The sequence below is a fragment of the Xanthomonas sp. CFBP 8445 genome (genome assembly GCF_025666235.1).
GTDB lineage: Bacteria > Pseudomonadota > Gammaproteobacteria > Xanthomonadales > Xanthomonadaceae > Xanthomonas_A > Xanthomonas_A indica.
The window spans coordinates 2,137,904-2,156,553 of record NZ_CP102594.1 but is presented as its reverse complement, the minus strand read 5'-3'; the positions used below and the strand labels follow the sequence as shown (position 1 = coordinate 2,156,553).

General features: G+C 69.7%; 22 protein-coding genes and 1 pseudogene. 11 read left to right on the top strand and 12 right to left on the bottom strand.

What is annotated here, in order from left to right; translation table 11 throughout:
• Positions 1-118: 118 nt before the first annotated feature.
• The 3 genes from rpsR to NUG21_RS09120 all read right to left on the bottom strand — a co-directional run bounded on the left by rpsR (position 119) and on the right by NUG21_RS09120 (position 1,322).
• Positions 119-349 carry a 30S ribosomal protein S18 gene (gene rpsR / locus NUG21_RS09130; protein ID WP_002804494.1) on the bottom strand — a complete coding sequence of 77 codons (231 nt, stop codon included), beginning with the start codon at positions 347-349 and terminating at the stop codon, positions 119-121.
• A gap of 11 nt (positions 350-360) precedes the next feature.
• Positions 361-795 carry a 30S ribosomal protein S6 gene (gene rpsF, locus NUG21_RS09125; protein ID WP_010342529.1) on the bottom strand — a complete coding sequence of 145 codons (435 nt, stop codon included), beginning with the start codon at positions 793-795 and terminating at the stop codon, positions 361-363.
• A gap of 179 nt (positions 796-974) precedes the next feature.
• Positions 975-1,322, bottom strand: a complete 348-nt coding sequence (locus tag NUG21_RS09120; protein WP_242083101.1) for a HesB/IscA family protein — start codon at positions 1,320-1,322, stop codon at positions 975-977.
• Positions 1,323-1,458: 136 nt separating this feature from the next.
• Between NUG21_RS09120 and asnS the strand changes: the two genes are divergently transcribed.
• The 4 genes from asnS to NUG21_RS09100 are packed head-to-tail and all read left to right on the top strand — an operon-like array spanning position 1,459 to position 4,120.
• Positions 1,459-2,853: an asparagine--tRNA ligase gene (gene asnS, locus NUG21_RS09115; protein ID WP_263392868.1), complete on the top strand. Its 1,395-nt coding sequence runs from the start codon at positions 1,459-1,461 to the stop codon at positions 2,851-2,853.
• Between the two features lie 22 nt (positions 2,854-2,875).
• A complete protein-coding gene (locus NUG21_RS09110; RefSeq protein ID WP_263392867.1) occupies positions 2,876-3,181 on the top strand; it encodes a hypothetical protein in 306 nt (101 codons plus the stop codon).
• Positions 3,178-3,492: a hypothetical protein gene (locus NUG21_RS09105; RefSeq protein ID WP_160948274.1), complete on the top strand. Its 315-nt coding sequence runs from the start codon at positions 3,178-3,180 to the stop codon at positions 3,490-3,492. The genes NUG21_RS09110 and NUG21_RS09105 overlap by 4 nt, the downstream gene beginning before the upstream one ends.
• A gap of 7 nt (positions 3,493-3,499) precedes the next feature.
• The gene (locus NUG21_RS09100) at positions 3,500-4,120 is read left to right on the top strand and encodes an FMN-binding negative transcriptional regulator (protein WP_263392866.1); all 621 of its coding nucleotides are present in this window, start codon (positions 3,500-3,502) and stop codon (positions 4,118-4,120) included.
• Positions 4,121-4,197: 77 nt separating this feature from the next.
• On the opposite strand, the gene NUG21_RS09095 is transcribed toward NUG21_RS09100, so the two are convergent.
• From NUG21_RS09095 to NUG21_RS09055, 9 genes and pseudogenes are all read right to left on the bottom strand, one after another.
• Positions 4,198-4,908: a response regulator gene (locus tag NUG21_RS09095; RefSeq protein WP_160948272.1), complete on the bottom strand. Its 711-nt coding sequence runs from the start codon at positions 4,906-4,908 to the stop codon at positions 4,198-4,200.
• Positions 4,909-5,237: 329 nt separating this feature from the next.
• A complete protein-coding gene (locus NUG21_RS09090; RefSeq protein WP_237473365.1) occupies positions 5,238-6,155 on the bottom strand; it encodes a hypothetical protein in 918 nt (305 codons plus the stop codon).
• A gap of 174 nt (positions 6,156-6,329) precedes the next feature.
• A complete protein-coding gene (locus NUG21_RS09085) occupies positions 6,330-7,112 on the bottom strand; it encodes a hypothetical protein (protein WP_263392865.1) in 783 nt (260 codons plus the stop codon).
• Positions 7,113-7,156: 44 nt separating this feature from the next.
• A complete protein-coding gene (locus tag NUG21_RS09080; protein ID WP_160948269.1) occupies positions 7,157-7,345 on the bottom strand; it encodes a hypothetical protein in 189 nt (62 codons plus the stop codon).
• Positions 7,338-7,796 carry a hypothetical protein gene (locus NUG21_RS09075; RefSeq protein ID WP_242083093.1) on the bottom strand — a complete coding sequence of 153 codons (459 nt, stop codon included), beginning with the start codon at positions 7,794-7,796 and terminating at the stop codon, positions 7,338-7,340. The genes NUG21_RS09080 and NUG21_RS09075 overlap by 8 nt, the downstream gene beginning before the upstream one ends.
• Positions 7,796-8,056: a hypothetical protein gene (locus tag NUG21_RS09070; RefSeq protein ID WP_048492013.1), complete on the bottom strand. Its 261-nt coding sequence runs from the start codon at positions 8,054-8,056 to the stop codon at positions 7,796-7,798. The genes NUG21_RS09075 and NUG21_RS09070 overlap by 1 nt, the downstream gene beginning before the upstream one ends.
• Positions 8,057-8,102: 46 nt before the next feature.
• Complete coding sequence (locus NUG21_RS09065) at positions 8,103-8,735, bottom strand: DUF2589 domain-containing protein (RefSeq protein ID WP_160948267.1); 633 nt, start codon at positions 8,733-8,735, stop codon at positions 8,103-8,105.
• A 12-nt stretch (positions 8,736-8,747) separates the two neighbouring features.
• Positions 8,748-9,326 carry a DUF2589 domain-containing protein gene (locus NUG21_RS09060; RefSeq protein ID WP_184502415.1) on the bottom strand — a complete coding sequence of 193 codons (579 nt, stop codon included), beginning with the start codon at positions 9,324-9,326 and terminating at the stop codon, positions 8,748-8,750.
• Positions 9,305-9,936 (bottom strand): annotated as a pseudogene (locus NUG21_RS09055) (glycosyl hydrolase 108 family protein). Before NUG21_RS09055 ends, NUG21_RS09060 begins: the two are co-directional and overlap by 22 nt.
• 187 nt (positions 9,937-10,123) lie before the next feature.
• Between NUG21_RS09055 and can the strand changes: the two are divergent.
• The 7 genes from can to NUG21_RS09020 all read left to right on the top strand — a co-directional run bounded on the left by can (position 10,124) and on the right by NUG21_RS09020 (position 18,621).
• A complete protein-coding gene (gene can / locus NUG21_RS09050; RefSeq protein ID WP_160948265.1) occupies positions 10,124-10,786 on the top strand; it encodes a carbonate dehydratase in 663 nt (220 codons plus the stop codon).
• Between the two features lie 39 nt (positions 10,787-10,825).
• Positions 10,826-11,350, top strand: a complete 525-nt coding sequence (locus NUG21_RS09045; RefSeq protein WP_160948264.1) for a 3-hydroxyanthranilate 3,4-dioxygenase — start codon at positions 10,826-10,828, stop codon at positions 11,348-11,350.
• A 31-nt stretch (positions 11,351-11,381) separates the two neighbouring features.
• Entirely contained in the window at positions 11,382-13,526 is a 2,145-nt protein-coding gene (locus tag NUG21_RS09040) for an FUSC family protein (protein ID WP_242083087.1), read from the top strand.
• A 123-nt stretch (positions 13,527-13,649) separates the two neighbouring features.
• On the top strand, positions 13,650-14,921 hold the full coding sequence (kynU, locus tag NUG21_RS09035) for a kynureninase (protein ID WP_263392863.1): 1,272 nt from the start codon (positions 13,650-13,652) through the stop codon (positions 14,919-14,921).
• 46 nt (positions 14,922-14,967) lie between these two features.
• A complete protein-coding gene (locus NUG21_RS09030; RefSeq protein ID WP_263392862.1) occupies positions 14,968-16,332 on the top strand; it encodes an FAD-dependent oxidoreductase in 1,365 nt (454 codons plus the stop codon).
• Positions 16,333-16,498: 166 nt separating this feature from the next.
• On the top strand, positions 16,499-17,938 hold the full coding sequence (sbcB, locus tag NUG21_RS09025) for an exodeoxyribonuclease I (RefSeq protein ID WP_263392861.1): 1,440 nt from the start codon (positions 16,499-16,501) through the stop codon (positions 17,936-17,938).
• Positions 17,935-18,621, top strand: a complete 687-nt coding sequence (locus NUG21_RS09020) for a DUF2461 domain-containing protein (RefSeq protein ID WP_160948259.1) — start codon at positions 17,935-17,937, stop codon at positions 18,619-18,621. The genes sbcB and NUG21_RS09020 overlap by 4 nt, the downstream gene beginning before the upstream one ends.
• Positions 18,622-18,650 lie beyond the last annotated feature (29 nt).

The window sequence follows — 18,650 nt, the reverse complement described above, 5'->3', positions numbered from 1 at the left end:
GGATTCGGGATTCGGGAATCGGGATTGCGCCCGATCGGCACCGCACTCTTCGATCGCCAGACTTCAGTGGAATGCCCGCACCGGAGGGTGCGGGCCAGGCGTTCCGGGAAACCCGGAATCAAACGTCGTGGTTGTCCGTGTACGGGATCAGCGCCAGGAAACGCGCACGCTTGACCGCCGTGGCCAGCTGACGCTGGTACTTGGACTTGGTGCCGGTCACGCGGCTCGGCACGATCTTGCCGTTCTCGGTGAGGTACTGGCGCAGGGTGTTGAGATCCTTGTAGTCGATCTCCTTGACGCCCTCGGCGGTGAACTTGCAAAACTTGCGACGACGGAAGAACTTGGACATGAGCGTGCTCCTTAGGCGGCTTCGGCGGCGTCGCCGTCGGTTTCGGTGGCGGCGGCGGGCGCATCGCCCTCTTCGTCGTCGCGACGACGGCGCTCACCGCGCTCGGGCTTGTCGGCCTTCTCGTCCTTGCTCTTCATGATCAGCGACTGCTCGGTGTCGGCGCCGTCGCGCTTGATCACCAGGTGGCGCAGCACGGCGTCGTTGAAGCGGAAGCTCTCGACCAGCTCGCTCAGCACGGCCTGGTCCACTTCGATGTTCAGCATGACGTAGTGGGCCTTCACCAGGTTCTGGATCGGGTACGCCAGCTGGCGGCGGCCCCAGTCTTCCAGACGGTGGATGGTGCCCTTGCCGTTCTCGACCAGCGACTTGTAGCGCTCGATCATGGCCGGGACCTGCTCGCTCTGGTCCGGGTGGACCAGGAACACGATTTCGTAATGACGACTCATGGTGTTTACCTTTCGGATGTGGCCTTGCGGCCGGACAGCCCCCCGCGGTGCGACGGCGGTGGGGCAAGGACTCCTGCCCGGAAGGCAGGAAGCCGCACATTATGGCGCAGAAGTGCCGCTGCGGGCAAGGTGCCGCGACGGGAGGCGGGATGCAGGACGCTTGGCCGCCGCGGCCACGCTCAAGGCGCGGCGGCGTGCGTGGCGTCGGTGGTGAAGCTCTCGCCGCAGCCGCACTCGGCGGTGGCATTGGGGTTGCGGAACACGAAGGTCTCGCCCAGGCCCTGCTTGGCGAAGTCGATCTCGGTGCCGTCCACCAGCGGCAGGCTGGTCGCATCGACGTAGATGCGCACGCCGTCCTGCTCGAACACCGCGTCGTCCGGACGCGCCTCGCGCGCCAGGTCGGTGACGTGGCCCCAGCCGGAACAGCCGGTGCGCTCCACGCCGAAACGCAACCCCAGCGCACCGGGCGTCTGCGCGACGAAGCGCTGCACGCGGGCGTGGGCGACAGGGGTGAGACGGATGGCCATGGCAACGACTCCGGCGACTGCGAACGATCATTATAGGGAGGACAGCGGCCGATCGCCGCCACGCCTCGCAAGCGTTGCGCTCCAGCCAGTACACTTGCCCCTTCCATATCGAGTCGCTGCGGCGAGGATTCAAGTCATGACGGTGGTGAGCGTTGCACATGCGCTGGCCGGGAAGATCCCGGAAGGCGGCGAAGTCACGGTGCGGGGATGGGTGCGCACGCTGCGCGGATCTGCCGGACTGGCTTTCATCAACGTGACCGACGGCTCCTGCTTCGCCCCGATCCAGGTGGTGGCGACCGACGCGCTGCCCAACTTCGACGAGGTCAAGCGGCTCACCGGCAGCTGCTCGCTGATCGCCAAGGGCGTGCTGGTGAAGTCGCAGGGCAAGGGCCAGTCGTACGAGATCCAGGCCAGCGCGGTCGAGGTGGTGGGCTGGGTCGAGGACCCGCTGACCTACCCGATCCAGCCCAAGCCGATGTCGCCGGAGTTCCTGCGCGAGGTCGCGCACCTGCGCCCGCGCACCAACCTGTTCGGCGCGGTGACGCGCATCCGCAACTGCCTGGCGCAGGCGGTGCACCGCTATTTTCACAGCAACGGCTATTCCTGGATCAGCACGCCGATCATCACCACCTCCGACGCCGAAGGCGCCGGGCAGATGTTCCGCGTCTCCACCTTGGACATGGCCAACCTGCCGCGCGACGCGCACGGCCAGGTCGACTTCGGCCGCGACTTCTTCGGCAAGGAGACCTTCCTGACCGTATCCGGCCAGCTCAACGTCGAGGCCTACTGCCTGGCGCTGAGCAAGGTCTACACCTTCGGCCCGACCTTCCGCGCCGAGAACAGCCACACCACCCGCCACCTGGCCGAGTTCTGGATGATCGAGCCGGAGATCGCCTTCGCCGACCTGGCAGAGGACGCGCGCGTGGCCGAGGATTTCCTCAAGTACCTGTTCCGCGCGGTGCTGGAAGAGCGCGCCGACGACCTGGCGTTCATCGCCGAGCGCGTGGACAAGACCGCGGTCAGCAAGCTGGAGACCTTCATCAACTCGCCGTTCGAGCGCATCGAGTACGGCGACGCGATCGGCCTGCTGCAGAAGTCCGGGCAGAAGTTCGAGTTCCCGGTGGAATGGGGCCTGGACCTGCAGACCGAGCACGAGCGCTGGCTGACCGAGCAGCACGTCGGCCGCCCGGTGGTGGTGACCAACTACCCCGAGCACATCAAGGCCTTCTACATGCGCCTGAACGACGACGGCAAGACCGTCGCGGCGATGGACGTGCTGGCGCCGGGCATCGGCGAGATCATCGGCGGCAGCCAGCGCGAGGAGCGTCTGGACGTGCTGGACGCGCGCATGCTGCAGTTCGGCCTGGATCCGCAGCACTACGGCTGGTACCGCGACTTCCGCCGCTACGGCACGGTGCCGCACGCCGGCTTCGGCCTGGGCTTCGAGCGCCTGGTGGTGTACGTGTGCGGACTGAGCAACATCCGCGACGCCATCCCCTACCCGCGCGCGCCGGGCAGCGCCGAGTTCTGAGGCGAGCCGGGGAGCGCGCGCCATGATCCTGTTCTTCGCGCTGTGCTTCGTCGGCGTGGCGATCGCCGGGGCCAGCGCGTTCCTGATCTTCTGGCCGCTGACCCTGGTGCACATCCGCGACCGCCATCCGCCGCTGGTGACGGCGTTCGGGCCGGGCGCCTTCCTCAAGCCGGCAGCGCTGGGCTGGCTGCTGGCGCGGCGCTACCGTCCGCTCGGCGACCGCGGCCTGTCCGGGCTGGCGACGCCGGCCTGGCTGTCGCTGCTGACCATCTTCTTCGGCCTGGGCATGGCCGCCCTGCTCTGGCTGCTTTCCCTGGTGATCCCATGACCTCAGATTCCCCCGCCCACGATCAGTGGTACCTGGCCAGTCTCGGCCGCCTGCTGGTGTGGGCACGCCTGCGCGTGCGCGCGGCCGGCACCGCCGAGGTGCTGGACAGCGACGGCAACACCCTCAGCTACGACAGCGAGGACACCGCCCGCGCGGCGCTGTTCGACGCCGAGTTCGTCGCCTTCGACGGCCTCGACGAGGACGATGCGCGGGCACGCGGCTTCTCCTTGGGCGAAGTGTCGCCGCCGCAGGCCGAGGACGACGCCGGCCTGCGCGGGCGCATGACCCAGACCCTGGGCGCACGCGCCTGAGCCGGCGATGCATGTTCCGCCCGCCTTCGCCGAACACGACCTGGGCGCGCTCGACGCGTTGATCGCGGACAACCCGTTCGCCACCCTGGTCACCGTCGCCGACGGCCTGCCCTGCGCCACGCCGTTGCCGGTGCTGTACCGGCGCGACGGCGCGCGCATCCTGGTCGAAGGCCATTGGTCGCGGGCCAACCCGCAGGCGCGGCACGTCGGGCCGGCCTTGCTGATCGTGCACGGCCCGCATGCCTACGTCTCGCCGGGCTGGTACCCGGACAAGGAGGCGATGGCGCGGGTGCCGACCTGGAACTACGCCACCGCGCACCTGCACGGGCAGTTGCACGCCAGCGACGACGCAGCACAGCTGGCCGATGTGGTGGCGCGGCTGAGCGAACACCACGAGCGTGCGCTGGGCAGCGACTGGCGCTACGAGCCGGGCAACGACGCGCACCGGCGCCAGTTGCGCGGGATTGTCGGCTTCCGGCTCGAGGTCGAGCGGGTCGACCTGAAGTTCAAGCTCAGCCAGAACCATCCGCCGGCGAACCAGGCCGCGGTGCGCGAGGCGTTGCAGGCCCAGGCCGGCGCCGGTGCGCAGGCCATCGCGGCGCTGATGCACGCGCGCCGCCCGGACTGAACCTCACTGTCCTGCAGCGGGACTGACTGCACCCCGCGCCGTCGCCACACGGCCGCGCCGCAGCGGCGTTCGCCGCCTCATCCGCAGCGGCTGGCCGGCCCCTGCCGGTCGTGCTCGGCGCGGCGCGCACTGGCCCGCCCGCCCTCCAGCGGCGACAGGCCTTCGCGGATCGCATAGCGCGTCAACTGCGCGATGCTCTGCATGCCCAGCTTGAGCATGATGTGCTCGCGATGGGTGCCGATAGTCTTGACGCTGATGTGCAGCCGCGCGGCGATTTCCTTGGTCGACAGGCCCTCGGACAGCAACTGCACGATCTCGCGTTCGCGCGAGGTCAGCAGGGTGTACGCGGAGACCGTGTCGCCGGGCGGACAGCGGTATTCGCTGACCAGCGACTGCGACAACTGCGGGCTGATGTACAGCTGGTCGTTGCCGACCTGCTGGATCGCGCGCAACAGTTCGTGGAAGGTGCTGTTGCGCGCCAGGTAGCCCTTGGCGCCGGCGTCGATGGCCGCGCGCACGTTGGCCGCGGCATCGGAGGCGGCGATGCAGATCGCCTTGCTGCGCGGGCTGCGCTGCAGCAGCCGGCGGGTGGCCTCGATGCCGTTGAGACCCGGCAGCATCACGTCCATCAGCACGACATCCGGCTGCCGTCGGGTCACCAGTTGCACGCACTCCAGTCCGTCGACCGCATGGCCGACCACGTCGATGTCCGGCGTATTGTTCAGCAGGGCCACCATGCCCTCCAGCACGATGCTGCGTTCGGCGGCAATCACGATACGTGTGTTCATTCTCTACCTGTGTTGGCAATGGAACTCCCAACGCGCGACCGCGCGGCAACCCGCGTCCCCTGCAGTGCGACGCGCCCCTTTTCAATCGATGCGACAGCGCTGAACCTGCGCTTGCGTTACGTCCTCAGCTTGTCACGCTGCGCTATGGCGGCCATCGGTTTCAGGCTGATATGGGCGAGCAGGACGGCTGAAATTGTGCGAATTGCCGCATTCGTCTAGCCTCGTAGACAGAATTCCGTGCTAGTGCGCTCGCGCTGTGACGCAGAACGAAGTCCTGCGATGAAATCGGTGTTGAGGCCGGGTGCGCTGCGCGCACCTCGGCGGCGCCGTCAGTCGGCCGGAGCCGAGGGTGGCGGCAGCCGGGCGGCCTCCACCTGCAACATCGCGCGGGCGAACTCGGCCAGCCGTTGCTGGATCGCCGCCGGCGGCGTGCCGGCCGCGATTGACTGCTGCAGCGCCATCAACTGCGCGGCCAGTTCGCCCTGCCAGCGCATGCGCTCGGTGTCGTTGCTGGCGCGCTGCACTTCCAGCGAGGCCTGCGCCTGCGCCGAGGTGTCGCCGCGCACCAGGGTTTCCATGGAATCGACCAGGCGTTGCAGCAGGCGGTACACCGCAGTGGCGGAAAAGCCGCCCAGCATCGCCAGGGTCGGCTTGCCGAAGCTGCGCATGCTGCCGCTCTCGAACAGATCCGGCGGCAGCACCTCGACCAGGATCAGGCCGGCGATCAGGCCCAGGATCATGCGTGCGCCGTAGGAGGCGTCGTACTTGGGGTCGTAGGTGGCGTCGGCGACGTAGCGGTGCACCTGGAACAGCGAAGAGAACGAGGCGCCCAGGCCGGCGCAGAACAGCAGGAACAGCGCGTTCCACAGCAGCACGCTGCCGGACGAATCCAGGAACCCCAGGCGCACGTTGTCCGCGCTGACCTTGCTGGACAGCGCCGACGCCACCACCAGGAACAGGAACAGCAGCGACGTGACGGTCAGCGCGCGCACCAGCGGCAGCGGGCCGAGCAACGTGGCCCAGTGCGGGCGGCGGCGCTCGGCATCGAGCAGGAACACCGCCTGCGGCGTCGCCGGACGGATCAGCTGCGCCAGGCGCCGATGGGTCACCGCCAGTTCGTGCGCGCGCGGCTCGATCTCGCCATCGTCGGCCGCGCCCTCCGCGGAACCGGCGCCGACCAGCACCGACAGACGCGCGATCAGCTCCGGCGGCACCGCCATGCCGTGTTCCAGCGCGTAACGCGCCATCGCTTCGCACTCCGCACGCAGTTGCGGCAGGATGCCCGGCGGCGGCAGGCGCGGCCCGGCACTGCGGGCCGCGGTCAGCCGGCGCAGCAACGCGCCGGCCAGCGTCTTGATCCAGACGAGGTTCATCGCACGACTCCTGGACGGAAAGGACGGCCGGCGCGTCCGCGCGGCGGGCTACGGATTGGTGGGCGCGCGCTCCAGCAATGCGCTTTCCCGGTGCGTTCCGGCGCGGTCCACGGCCTGCAGTTCGAGCTTGCCGTCCGGCCTGGCGCGCAGGGTCAGTTGGCCGTCGCTCAATCGCGCGCAGATCCCCTGATCGTTCATGTCCAGCGCATACAGCGCGTCTGCTTCGCGCATTCCCACGTAGCGGCCTTGCACCCTGCACTCGCGCGGCGGGCCGTAGCGTAGCTGCACCGTGGCATTGCCGGGCGCCTGCGGCGTCGCGGCGATGCTCAGTTCCACGACAACGTCCCGATCGCCGCGCTCGGTGCGAACCATCCCGCGCCACCTGCCCTGCAACGGGCTGGGCTGCCCTGGATCGCTATGCAGCACCACCGGCAGGTCCTTGCCGTCGACATTCAAGCGCAGGTCGTCGCCATTGCGTTGCACGTGCAATTGCTTGCCCATCAGCTTGTCGCAATAGGCGCCGCCGTTGATCGAGTCCAGCGCGAAGCCGCCACTTGGTTGCGGCTTGACCAGCAGCGTGCAGTTCAGCGGCGAGCCGAACATCAACCTGGCCTTGCCATCGCGCTGGACCAGGCGCACCGCCGCCAGGCGCTGCGCGTCCAGCGCCAGGGTGCCGTTCCATTCGCCGGCCGGCAGCGCCTCGACACTGGCCGCTGCGTCCGACGACGCCGGAGCGGGCGCCTGCGGCGCGGCGCCGGCCATCGGCGAAAAGGCCAGGCCCAGCGCCAGCCAGAGCGGAACACGCGCAACACCACGCGAACGAATGTGCATACGACTCTCCTGTAGGAATACGAACGGGAAAACGATGGGCGCGGTCAGGACAGGCCGAACCAGAGCAGCGCCGACACGGCCGCCACCAGGCACAGTACGGCAAGCAGCCACAGCGCCCGGCGCCGGCGCCGCCGCGACCGCTGCGCACGGGCCAGCGAGCGCAGGTCGATATGCAGTTCTCGGCACCACAGGTCGGTGTCGTGCCGGGACAGCAGAAAGCCGTGTCTACGCATGTGCGGTCTCCTGGGCGGGGTCCTGCGGCGCGGCCGGTTCGGACAGGTGCCACAGCTTCAGCAGTTGCCCGTCGAACAGCACTTCGCCGACCGGGATGTGGGTGCCGCGGAACAGCACCTGCAGGCGGTGGCCCGGCCGCCGTGGCCGTCGCGGCAACACCTGCAGCAGCAGGCGCGGTGCCTCGTCCGGCATCTCCACCACGTCCAGCTCCACGTCGAAGGACAGGGCCAGCTCGCCGATCTGCGGCAGTTGCCAGGCGCGCAGCTCCCACAACGGGATCTGCCACGCCGGCGGGTCGGCCTCCTCCGCCACCACCTGCACAGTCTCGGCGGCGCCGAAGCACGCGCGCAATGCCTGCTCGTGGCGGGCCCGGCACCGGCGCTGCGCGTCCAGCAGCGCCGCCGACAGCCCCTGCAGCAGCAGGTCGAATTCGCAGCGCAACCTGGCCATCAGTCGTCCTTCAGCCAGCCGGGCTTGCGCGGAAACCCCACGTGGTAGCACAGCCACTGCATCACCACCTGGTGCTCGCCGATCTGCAGCACGGCGAAATTCTTCTCGGTGCCGATGATCGCGCCCTTGGGCGAATCGCTCAGGCACCGGTTGAGCAAGGCTCGCGCCGCTTCGATCTGCTCGGGCGATTGCATCTGCGTCGGGTTGTCGCTACCGACCACGACCCGCTTGACGAACTTGACTTCAGTAAGGTCGAACATCGTTGACGAGTTCCCCGACGAGATGGTTCAACGGACGGCTATGGGATTACGGGGTGACCGCAACCGGCTTGCCGATCTTGCGCGGCGCCACCGAGGTCTGCAGGATGTCCAGCACCCGCGCCAGGCCTTCCGGCGGCCCCTTGTCGGCGGCGTGCACCGAGACGTGGTACTTGGCCGAGTTGTCCGAGCTGCGCGTGTTTTCCTTGCTCGTGGAGACCGAGCCCTGGATGTGCACCTTGGCCTTGAACATGCCCCAGCCGAACTCCATGTCCGCCGACAGCGACGCGGAGGCATCGGTCTTTTCCTTCGCGGAGAAGGACGACTTCACTTCCATGTCGAAGGTGACGTCCACGGTCTGGATGCTCAGGCTGGGCACGTTGACGATGGCCAGCAGCGGCACTTCCAGCTCGACCTCCTCCTCGGCGATGCCGCCGGCCTTGTCCGGATCGTCGACCGGCCGCTTGAAGCGGAAGCTGGCGGTGCGGGTGGCGCCGGCCGCCTGCGGATTCTTCGGGTCCGGAGTGTCCGGCGGCAGGAAGCCGATGACGCGGATGAAATCGGCGGTGGCGCGGGCCAGCTTGACCTGCGCGTCGCAGGCCGCATCCAGCGGTCCGCCGATCAGGTCGCCCATCGGCAGACCCTTGAATTGACTCGACATGTTGACGAGTTCGTCAGCCATTGCAGTGACTCCTTAGTTGGTGGGATTGGTTACATCGTCCGTGCCCGCGACGTCCGGCTTGTCGGCCATGACCGTCTTGAACACGCCCTGCGTCTGCGCCAGATGGTTGAGCAATCTGGCCGCTCCGTCAGTCGGTTCGGTCCCCTCCACGCGCAGCACGACGTGGACGGCACTCTGGCGCTGGCTCCGCGCGCTGGCGCTGGTATCCACGCGCACGCTGGAACGGGTGGCGGTGCGCTTGGCCTGCCAGGCCGCTTTCGGGCCGGGCGGCTCCGGCGCGAAGAAACCGTCGGCCGACTGCAGGCCACCGAGGTCGCCGAGCTGGGCATCGAAGCTGATCTCCACGTCCTTGATCCGCAGCACATTGGTCGAGACCAGCGGCAGCAGCGGCGCGCGGTAGTAGTCCTCGTCGCCTTCGGCGGCCTGCGGGTGCTGCGACGGCAGGCGGATAATCACGCTCTTGGGCCGGTGGAACTCGTCGAAGTAGTCGCCGAGGTTGGCCATCTGGTGCTGCTCGATGCGGTCCTGCGCCTCGATCACCGCGCCGGCCAGCGCTTCGATCAGGTCGTTCAATGCGGTCGGTCCAGCCATGGTCGCTCCTGGGGAAAGAAGGCCGCCGTCGGCGACGGCGGCGGATCGGCGGCATGCGCCGGGCGCGCGCTCAACTCAGGTCGGGAAAGGAATCGGTGCGCGCCAGCCAGCCCTTGAGGAACTTGGCCAGCGGCGGCCGGGCCGCGACCAGGCGCTGGTAGTAGTCGCGCCGGCCCTGCTTGTAGCGCGCGTACAGATCGCGCTGGTCCGCCGCCTTCAGCGCGGCCAGGGTGGCCGGGCCGAGCTTGCCGTCCTCCGGCAGCTTCAGCGCCGGGGTCTGTGCGTTGAGCACGCGCTGCAGCAGCTTGATCGCGTTGCTGCCGGCGTTGACCTGGAAGTCGAACAGGATGTTGGCCAGCGGCTGCAGCGCGATCTCGTCGCCGTGCACCGCGTTCCAGTAGCAGGTCTTGTAGATCACGCCGGCCTGCGCGTCGGTGAGCGCGCGCAGGTTATCCAGGGTCGGCTCCAGTTGCAGCAGGCTCTTGGCGTAGACGCGGAACGTCGCCAGGGTGATGCCCTTGTTGGTGGCGCCGCCCGGGTCCACCGGGTCGTTGACGAAGCCGCCCTCGTGCTTGAGCAGGGTCGGAAAGAATGCGTTGAAGTCGGCCATGGGATCCTCCGCTGGTGCCCGCTGGTGGGCGTGGAGGAAGTCTGCGCAGCGGTGCGCGGCGGCGGGATCGGCAAAAGCCCGATCCGGCGGCGCCTGCGCACTGAGGCGCCGCGGCGATCAGGCGCGCATGCCGGTGCGCCGCGCCAGGCTGCGCACCGGCCGCGGGCTTCTGGGATAATGCCGGGCTATGAGCAAAATCGCGCAACTCCTGGACAACAACCGCTCCTGGTCCGAACGCATCAATCGCGAGGATCCCGAGTTCTTCAGTCGCCTGTCCAAGCAGCAGACGCCGGAGTACCTGTGGATCGGCTGTTCCGATTCGCGGGTGCCGGCGAACCAGATCATCGACATGGCGCCGGGCGAAGTGTTCGTCCACCGCAACATCGCCAACGTGGTCGTGCACACCGATCTGAACTGCCTGTCGGTGATCCAGTTCGCGGTCGAGGTGCTGAAGGTGCGGCACATCCTGGTGGTCGGCCACTACGGTTGCGGCGGCGTGCACGCGGGCCTGACCCGCGCGCGGCTGGGCCTGGTCGACAACTGGATCCGCCACGTCACCGACGTGGCCGAGAAGCACGAGCACTGCCTGCAGCAGGCCGGCGACCTCAACGTGCAGCACGCGCGCCTGTGCGAACTCAACGTGCTCGAGCAGGTGGTCAACGTCAGCCGCACCTCGATCGTGCTCGACGCCTGGGCGCGCGGCCAGGAACTGACCGTGCACGGCTGGGTCTACAGCCTGCGCGATGGCCGCGTGCACGACCTGGGCATGGAACTGGACCGCATCGACGACCTGGCGCCGCGCTACGATGCCGCCCTGGCGCGCATCAGCCAGGACCGCGAGGACCGCTGAGCGGCGCGCACGGCCCCGTCCTTCCCCGCTAGGATCCACATGCTCCCCGGCCCCCTCAACCTGCACGCCTGGATCGACGCCCACCGGCACCTGCTGAAGCCGCCGGTCGGCAACAAGTGCATCCACGCCGGCGACTTCATCGTGATGGTGGTCGGTGGGCCGAACGCGCGCAGCGACTATCACTACGACGAAGGCCCGGAGTGGTTCTACCAGCTCGAAGGCGAGATGGTGCTGAAGATCCAGGAGGACGGCGCGGTGCGCGAGATCCCGATCCGCGCCGGCGAGACCTTCCTGCTGCCGCCGAAGGTGCCGCACTCGCCGCAGCGTGGGCCCGACTCGGTGGGCCTGGTGATCGAGCGGCGACGCCTGCCGCACGAACAGGACGGCCTGCTGTGGTATTGCGCGCACTGCAACCACCTGCTGTACGAAGCCTACTTCCCGCTGCAGGACATCGAGACCGACTTCCCGCCGGTGTTCGCGCGCTTCTACGCCTCCGAAGCGCTGCGCACCTGCGCCCGCTGCGGTCACGTGCATCCGCGGCCGCCGGCGGCCGCCGCGCCGTGACCGCCCTGCGCCCGCACCGTTCCGGATTGCGATGCTGCGCAGCCTGATCGCGCTCAAGCCGCGCGACGTGCCGGTGCGCGTGGCCCTGCGCAACACCGCCGCGGTGGTCGCGCCGCTGGCGCTGGGCGTGGCCGCCGGCCATGCCGAACTCGGCCTGGCAGTGTCCACCGGCGCGCTCAACACCATGTTCTCCGACCAGCCCGGCCCGTACCGGGCTCGGATGCAGCGCATGCTGATGGCGGCCCTGGCAGCGGGCGTGGCCGCGCTGCTGGGCATGCTGATCGGCGCGCATACGGTGGCACTGGCGCTGAGCGCCCTGTTGCTCGGCCTGGGCGGCGGCCTGCTGGTGGCGCTGGGCCCGGTGGCGGCGCGGGTCGGGCTGACCAGCATGATCCTGCTGGTGGTCAGCGCCGACGTACGCCTGCCGCCGTTGCAGAGCGTGGGCGTGGCGGCGCTGATCTTCGCCGGCGGCGTGCTGCAGATGCTGATGGCACTGGCGGCCTGGCCGCTGCAGCGCTACCGGCCGGAGCGCTTCGCCCTGGCCGACCTGATGCGGCAACTGGCCGGCCTCGCCCGCCAGCGGCCGAGCGCGACCGCGGCGCCGCCAGCCACCGAGGCGGTGCTCGAGGCGATGGTGATGCTGCATGGCGAACACCGTTCGCGCGGGCGTGCGGTGCAGGCGTTCCGGGTCATCGCCGAACTGTGCGAACGCGCGCGGCTGGAACTGCTGACCCTGGCCGACCTGCACGGGCGCCTGGACACGGCGTCGCCCGCGCGGCTGCCGATCGAACGCGTGCTCGAACGCAGCGCGGTGGTGCTGGACCAGCTTGCGCACGCGCTGGACGGCGCCGAGGATCCCGACGCGGCCAATGCCTCGATGACCGGGTTCGACGATCTCATCGACGCGCTGGCACAGGTGCAGGCGCAGACCGAGGACACCCGCGAACGGCGCCTGCTGCGCATCGCCGTGGCCCGTGCGCAGGGCCTGGGCGGCCAGTTGCGCGCACTGGTGCGCAACGGCCGCTGGGCCAGCAGCCGCGGCGAGATCCAGGCCGAGCTGGCAGAAGCGCGGCTGCCGGCGGCGCTGCGCCCGCTGGCGCCGCTGCAGACCTTGCGGGCGAACCTGAACCTGTCTTCGGTCGCGTTCCGGCATGCGCTGCGCTGCGGCGTGTGCCTGGCGCTGGCGGTGCTGTTCGCGCGCTGGCAGGCGATCCCGCACGGCTACTGGATCCCGATGACCACCGCGATCGTGCTCAAACCGGATTTCGGCGGCACCCTCAGCTTCGGCGCGCTGCGCGTGGCCGGCACCTTCGCCGGGCTGCTGCTGGCCACCGTGCTGGCGCACTTCGTGATGGACGGGGCGGTGGTGCGGCTGCTGTTGCTGACCGTGTTCTGCCTGGGCTTCCGCCTGCTGACCCAGGTCAACTACGGGCTCGGCGTGGCCTGCCTGACCGGCATGCTGGTGCTGCTGCTGTCGTTCGAGGGCATGGCCCCGGGCGAGGCGATCGGCGAGCGCATCCAGGCCACCGTGCTCGGCAGCGCGCTGGCGCTGGCGGCCTATGCGCTGTGGCCGACCTGGGAACGCAAGCACATCCGCGCCATCCTCGCGCAGTTGCTGCTCGCCTATCGCGACCATTTGAGCGCGGTGCTGGAGGGGCGCCTGCAGGCGCTGCCGGATACCCGCGCGGTCTCGCGTACCGCGCGCACCAACGCGCAGGCCTCGATCGAACGCCTGCGCGGCGAGCCGCGGCGCAAGCGCAACCTGCGCGAGCTGACCCTGGCCGAATCGATACTGGCCAACGGCAACCGGCTGATCCGCGCCTCGCTGTCGCTGGAAGCAGTGCTGCGCGATGCGCCGCCGCTGCCGCCGCTGCCGGAACTGCAGCAGTTCCGGCAGCAGGCGCATGCCGCGCTCACCGAACTGGCCGAGGGTCTGCGCACCGGCACCCCACCGCCGCAGGCCAGTCTGCGCACGCACGAGCGGCACCTGGCCGAGGCGCTGGCCGCGCACCTGCAGGACGGCAGCGACGGTGGCGCCCTGGCCGCGCTGGCCGACACCAGCGACCGCGTGGCCGACAGCATCGGCACCCTCACCCACCTGGTCCGCAGCGCCCTGCTGCCGACCGCGGCGGCCGCAAAGGAACCGCCGCCGGTGGGCGCGCACCGCAGCGGGTGAAGGCGTGTCGTGCCGACGGTGCTGGCAACGCCCGCGGCACACCCGACTGCCTGCCGGCGGACAGTCACCTCACGTCGTCCCGCACGCTCTAGACTCTCGCCCTGCTTCCAGGAACCCACGCCGATGAACGAGATCCTGTCCCGCCAGCACGCCATCGCCCTCGACGCCGCCGATCCGCTGCGCGCCTTGCGCCAGGAGTTCCTGTTCCCGCAGCATCAGGGCGCCGACCAGGCCTACTTCGTCGGCAACTCGCTGGGCCTGCAGCCGCGCGGGGCGCGCGCCGCGGTGCAGGAGGTGCTGGACAAGTGGTCCTCGCTGGCGGTGGAAGGCCATTTCAACGGCGACACGCAGTGGATGACCTACCACGAACTGCTGGCCGCGCCGCTGGCGCGGCTGGTCGGCGCGCTGCCGCACGAAGTGGTGGCGATGAACACGCTGACGGTCAACCTGCACCTGCTCATGGTCAGCTTCTACCGGCCCACCCGCGAGCGCCCGGCGATCCTGATCGAGGCCGGCGCGTTCCCCTCCGACCAGCACGCGGTGGCCTCGCAGATCCGCTTCCACGGCTTCGACCCGGCCACCGACCTGATCGAAGTGCAGCCCGATGGCGCCGACGGCACCGTGTCGCTGGCGGCGATCGAGCGCGCCATTGGCGAGCACGGCCCGCGCCTGGCGCTGGTGCTGTGGCCGGGGGTGCAGTACCGCACCGGCCAGGCCTTCGACCTGGCCGCGGTGGCGCGGCTGGCGCGCGCGGCCGGCGCTGCGGTCGGCTTCGACCTGGCCCACGCGATCGGCAACGTGCCGCTGCACCTGCACGATGCCGCGCCGGATTTCGCGGTGTGGTGCCACTACAAGTACCTCAACGCCGGCCCCGGCGCGGTCGCCGGCGCCTTCGTGCACGAGCGCCACGGCCACGGCGACACGCCGCGCTTCGCCGGCTGGTGGGGCCACGACAAGCGCACCCGCTTCCGCATGGCGCCCGAGTTCGTCGCCGCACCCGGCGCCGACGGCTGGCAGCTGAGCAATCCGCCGATCCTGAGCATGGCGCCGCTGCGCGCCTCGCTGGACCTGTTCGAGCGGGCGGGGCTGGACGCGCTGCGACAGAAGTCGCAGCAGCTCACCGGCTACCTGGAGGCGCTGATCCGCGCCCGCCTGGCCGACACCCTGCAGATCATCACCCCGTCCGACCCGGCGCAACGCGGCTGCCAGCTGTCGCTGCGCGTGGCCGGCGGCCGCGAGCGCGGCCGCGCCCTGTTCGAGTATCTGCAGTCGGTGAGCGTGCTCGGCGACTGGCGCGAGCCGGACGTGATCCGGATCAGCCCGGTGCCGCTGTACAACCGCTACCGCGACGTCTACCGCTTCGTCGAGGAAGTGGAAACCTGGGCCGGGGTCTGACCCACCTTCTTCGCGCGGCCCGCGGCCGCGCCTTCCGGACACCGCATTGAACGCATCCCCCCGCAGCATCACCCTGATCGGTGCCGGACTGGCCGGCTCCCTGCTCGCCATCCTGCTCTCGCGCCAGGGCTGGCAGGTCACCGTCTACGAACGCCGCGGCGACCCGCGCGTGCACGACTACGAGCGCGGCCGCTCGATCAACCTGGCCTTGGCCGAGCGCGGCCTGCACGTGCTGCGCCAGGCCGGCGCCGATGCCGCGGTGATGGCCAAGGCGGTGATGATGCGCGGGCGCATGGTGCATTTCGCCGACGGCCAACAGCAACTGCAGCGCTACGGCCGCGACGACAGCGAAGTGATCTGGTCGGTGCATCGCAACGATCTCAACATCACCCTGCTGCAACTGGCCGAGCAGGCCGGCGCGCGCATCCACTTCTACCGGCGCCTGCACACGGTGGATTTCGACGCCGGCTATGCGCGCTTCATCGACGACCGCGACGACCAGCCGCACGACATCCGCTTCGAGAGCATGATCGGCGCCGACGGCGCCGGCTCGGCGCTGCGCGCGGCGATGCAGCGCAAGGCGCCGATGGCCGAACACATCGAGTTCCTCGATCATTCCTACAAGGAACTGGAGATCCCGCCCAGCGCCAGCGGTGGCTTCCGCATCGAACCCAACGCGCTGCACATCTGGCCGCGCGGGCACTACATGTGCATCGCCCTGCCCAACCACGAAGGCACTTTCACCGTCACCCTGTTCCTGCCCAACAAGGGCGAGCCCAGCTTCGCCACCGTGCGCAGCGGCGAGGAGGCGCTGGCGCTGTTCGCGCGCGATTTTGCCGATGCGCTGCCGCTGATGCCGCAACTGGCCGAGCACTGGGAACAGCACCCGCCGGGCCTGCTCGGCACGCTGCGCCTGGAGCGCTGGCACCTGGACGGCCGCGCGGTCCTCCTGGGCGACGCCGCGCACGCGATGGTGCCGTTCCACGGGCAAGGCATGAACTGCGCGTTCGAGGATTGCGCCGCGCTGGCCGCGCACCTGCAGCGCGAACCGGACCTGGCGCGCGCTTACGCCGCCTTCGAGGCCGAGCGCAAGCCCAACGCCGGCGCGATCCAGCAGATGGCGCTGGAAAACTACGTGGAAATGCGCGACCGCGTCGGCGACGCCGGCTTCCTGCTGCAGCGCGAACTCGGCCAGGCCCTGCAGGCGCGGCACCCCACCCGCTTCGTCCCGCACTACACCATGGTCACCTTCCTGCGCACGCCTTACGCGCAGGCGCTGGAACGCAGCGAGGTGCAGCGCGACATCCTGGTCCAGGCCACGCAGGGCCACAGCGATCTGTCGCGGATCGACTGGCAGTGGCTGGAGCGGATCGTGCACGCGCGGCTGGCGCCGCTGGAGGGGGCGCATTGAACCGGCGTACCCTGTGCGGGCACCCGGTCTTCCGCAGGAGCGGCTCTCCCTGGTCTGGGGCGATCTGCTGCGACAGCATTACCGGTAACGCCCATCGCGGCTGAAGCCGCTCCTACACAAGCATCCGCGCTCCGCGCCTCGCCTGCCCCGCACCATTCGACTCGTCATGCCCGACAGCTTCCTCTTCTACGACCTGGAGACCTTCGGCGCCGATCCGCGGCGCACGCGCATCGCGCAGTTCGCCGCGGTGCGCACCGACGCCGACCTCAACGTGATCGAGGAGCCGATCAGCTTCTTCGTCAAGCCGGCCGACGACCTGCTGCCCTCGCCGGTCGCCACCCTGATCACCGGCATCACCCCGCAGCAGGCGCTGCGCGAGGGGGTCAGCGAAGCCGAGGCGTTCGCGCGTATCGCCGAACAGATGGCGCGGCCGCAGACCTGCACGCTGGGCTACAACTCGCTGCGCTTCGACGACGAGTTCGTGCGCCACGGGCTGTTCCGCAATTTTTACGATCCCTACGAACGCGAGTGGCGCAACGGCAACTCGCGCTGGGACCTGCTGGACATGCTGCGGCTGATGCACGCACTGCGCCCGGAGGGCATCGTCTGGCCGCAGCGCGAGGACGGCGCCACCTCGTTCAAGCTGGAGCAACTGGCATTGGCCAACGACGTGCGCGACGGCGATGCGCACGAGGCGCTGTCCGACGTGTACGCCACCATCGGCATGGCCCGGCATTTCCGCCGCAGCCAGCCGCGGCTGTGGGAATACGCGCTGAAGCTGCGCGACAAGCGCTTCTGCGGCAGCCTGCTCGACGCGGTGGCGATGCAGCCGGTGCTGCATGTGTCGATGCGCTATCCGGCCGCGCGCCTGTGCGCGGCGCCGGTGCTGCCGCTGGCACGGCATCCACGCATCGACAGCCGGGTGCTGGTGTTCGACCTGGAAGGCGACATCGAGCCGCTGCTGCGCTATACGCCGGAACAGATCGCCGACCGCCTGTACACCCCGCAGGCCGACCTGCCCGAGGGCGAACAGCGCATCCCGCTCAAGGAAGTGCATCTGAACAAGGCGCCGGCGCTGGTCGCCTGGGCGCACCTGCGCGAGGCGGACTTCGCCCGGCTGCGGCTGGACCCGGCGCAGCTGTTGGCCAAGGCCGCGCGCCTGCGCGAGGCCGGCCCGGCGCTGGCCGAGAAGGTGCGGCGGGTGTTCGCCAACGAGCGTGCCGCGGTGCCGGCCGATGTCGACGCCTCGTTGTACGACGGCTTCCTGGCCGATGGCGACAAGCGCGCCATGGCCCAGGTCCGCGCCAGCCCGCCGGCGCAACTGGCTGCGCTGGAAGGCCAGTTCCGCGATCCGCGCCTGCCCGAACTGCTGTTCCGCTACCGCGCGCGCAACTGGCCGCAGAGTCTGTCCATCGCCGAGCAGGCGCGCTGGGACGAGTACCGGCGGCAGCGCCTGCAACAGGACAGCGGCCTGTCCGAACTGAGCTTCGACGCCTTCTATGCGGAGCTGGCCGATTTACGCCTGGCTCACTCGCAGGATGCTACCAAGCAAGCCCTGCTCGACCAGTTGGCCGCCTGGGCCCACGACCTGCAACGCAGCCTATGACCAGCTATTTCAGCGACGCCAGCTTCAAGTTCCTGCGGGCCCTCGCCCGGCACAACGACAAGGCCTGGTTCAACGACAACCGGCACAAGTACGAAGAACACGTGCGCCAGCCGTTCCTGCGCCTGATCACCGACCTGCAGCCGGACCTGGCCCAGGTCAGCGAGCACTTCCGCGCCGATCCACGCGGCGTCGGCGGCTCGCTGTTCCGCATCCATCGCGACGCGCGCTTCTCCCACGACAAGTCGCCGTACAAGACCTGGCAGGGCGCGCGCCTGTTCCACGAGCGGCGCAAGCAGGTGCCGGCGCCGTCGTTCTACATCCACCTGCAGCCGGGCGAGAGCTTCGTCGGCGCCGGGCTGTGGCATCCGGAACCGGACACGCAGCGCAAGGTGCGCCAGTTCATCTTCGACAATCCCGGCAGTTGGAAGGCCGCCGCGCACGCGCCGGCGCTGCGCCGCCGCTTCGACTTCGAGGAAAGCGAGATGCTGGTGCGGCCGCCGCGCGGCTTCCCGGCCGACTTCGAGTGCATCGACGACCTCAAGCACAAGAACTGGGTGTTCTGGCGCCAGGTCGACGATGCGGCGATGACCGGCCCGCGGCTGCGCTCGCAGATCGCCGCCGACCTGCAGACGCTCGGTCCGTTCGTGGACTATCTGTGCGCGGCGCTGGACCTGGAATTCTAGAACGGCAACGTTTTCCCGTAGGAGCGGCT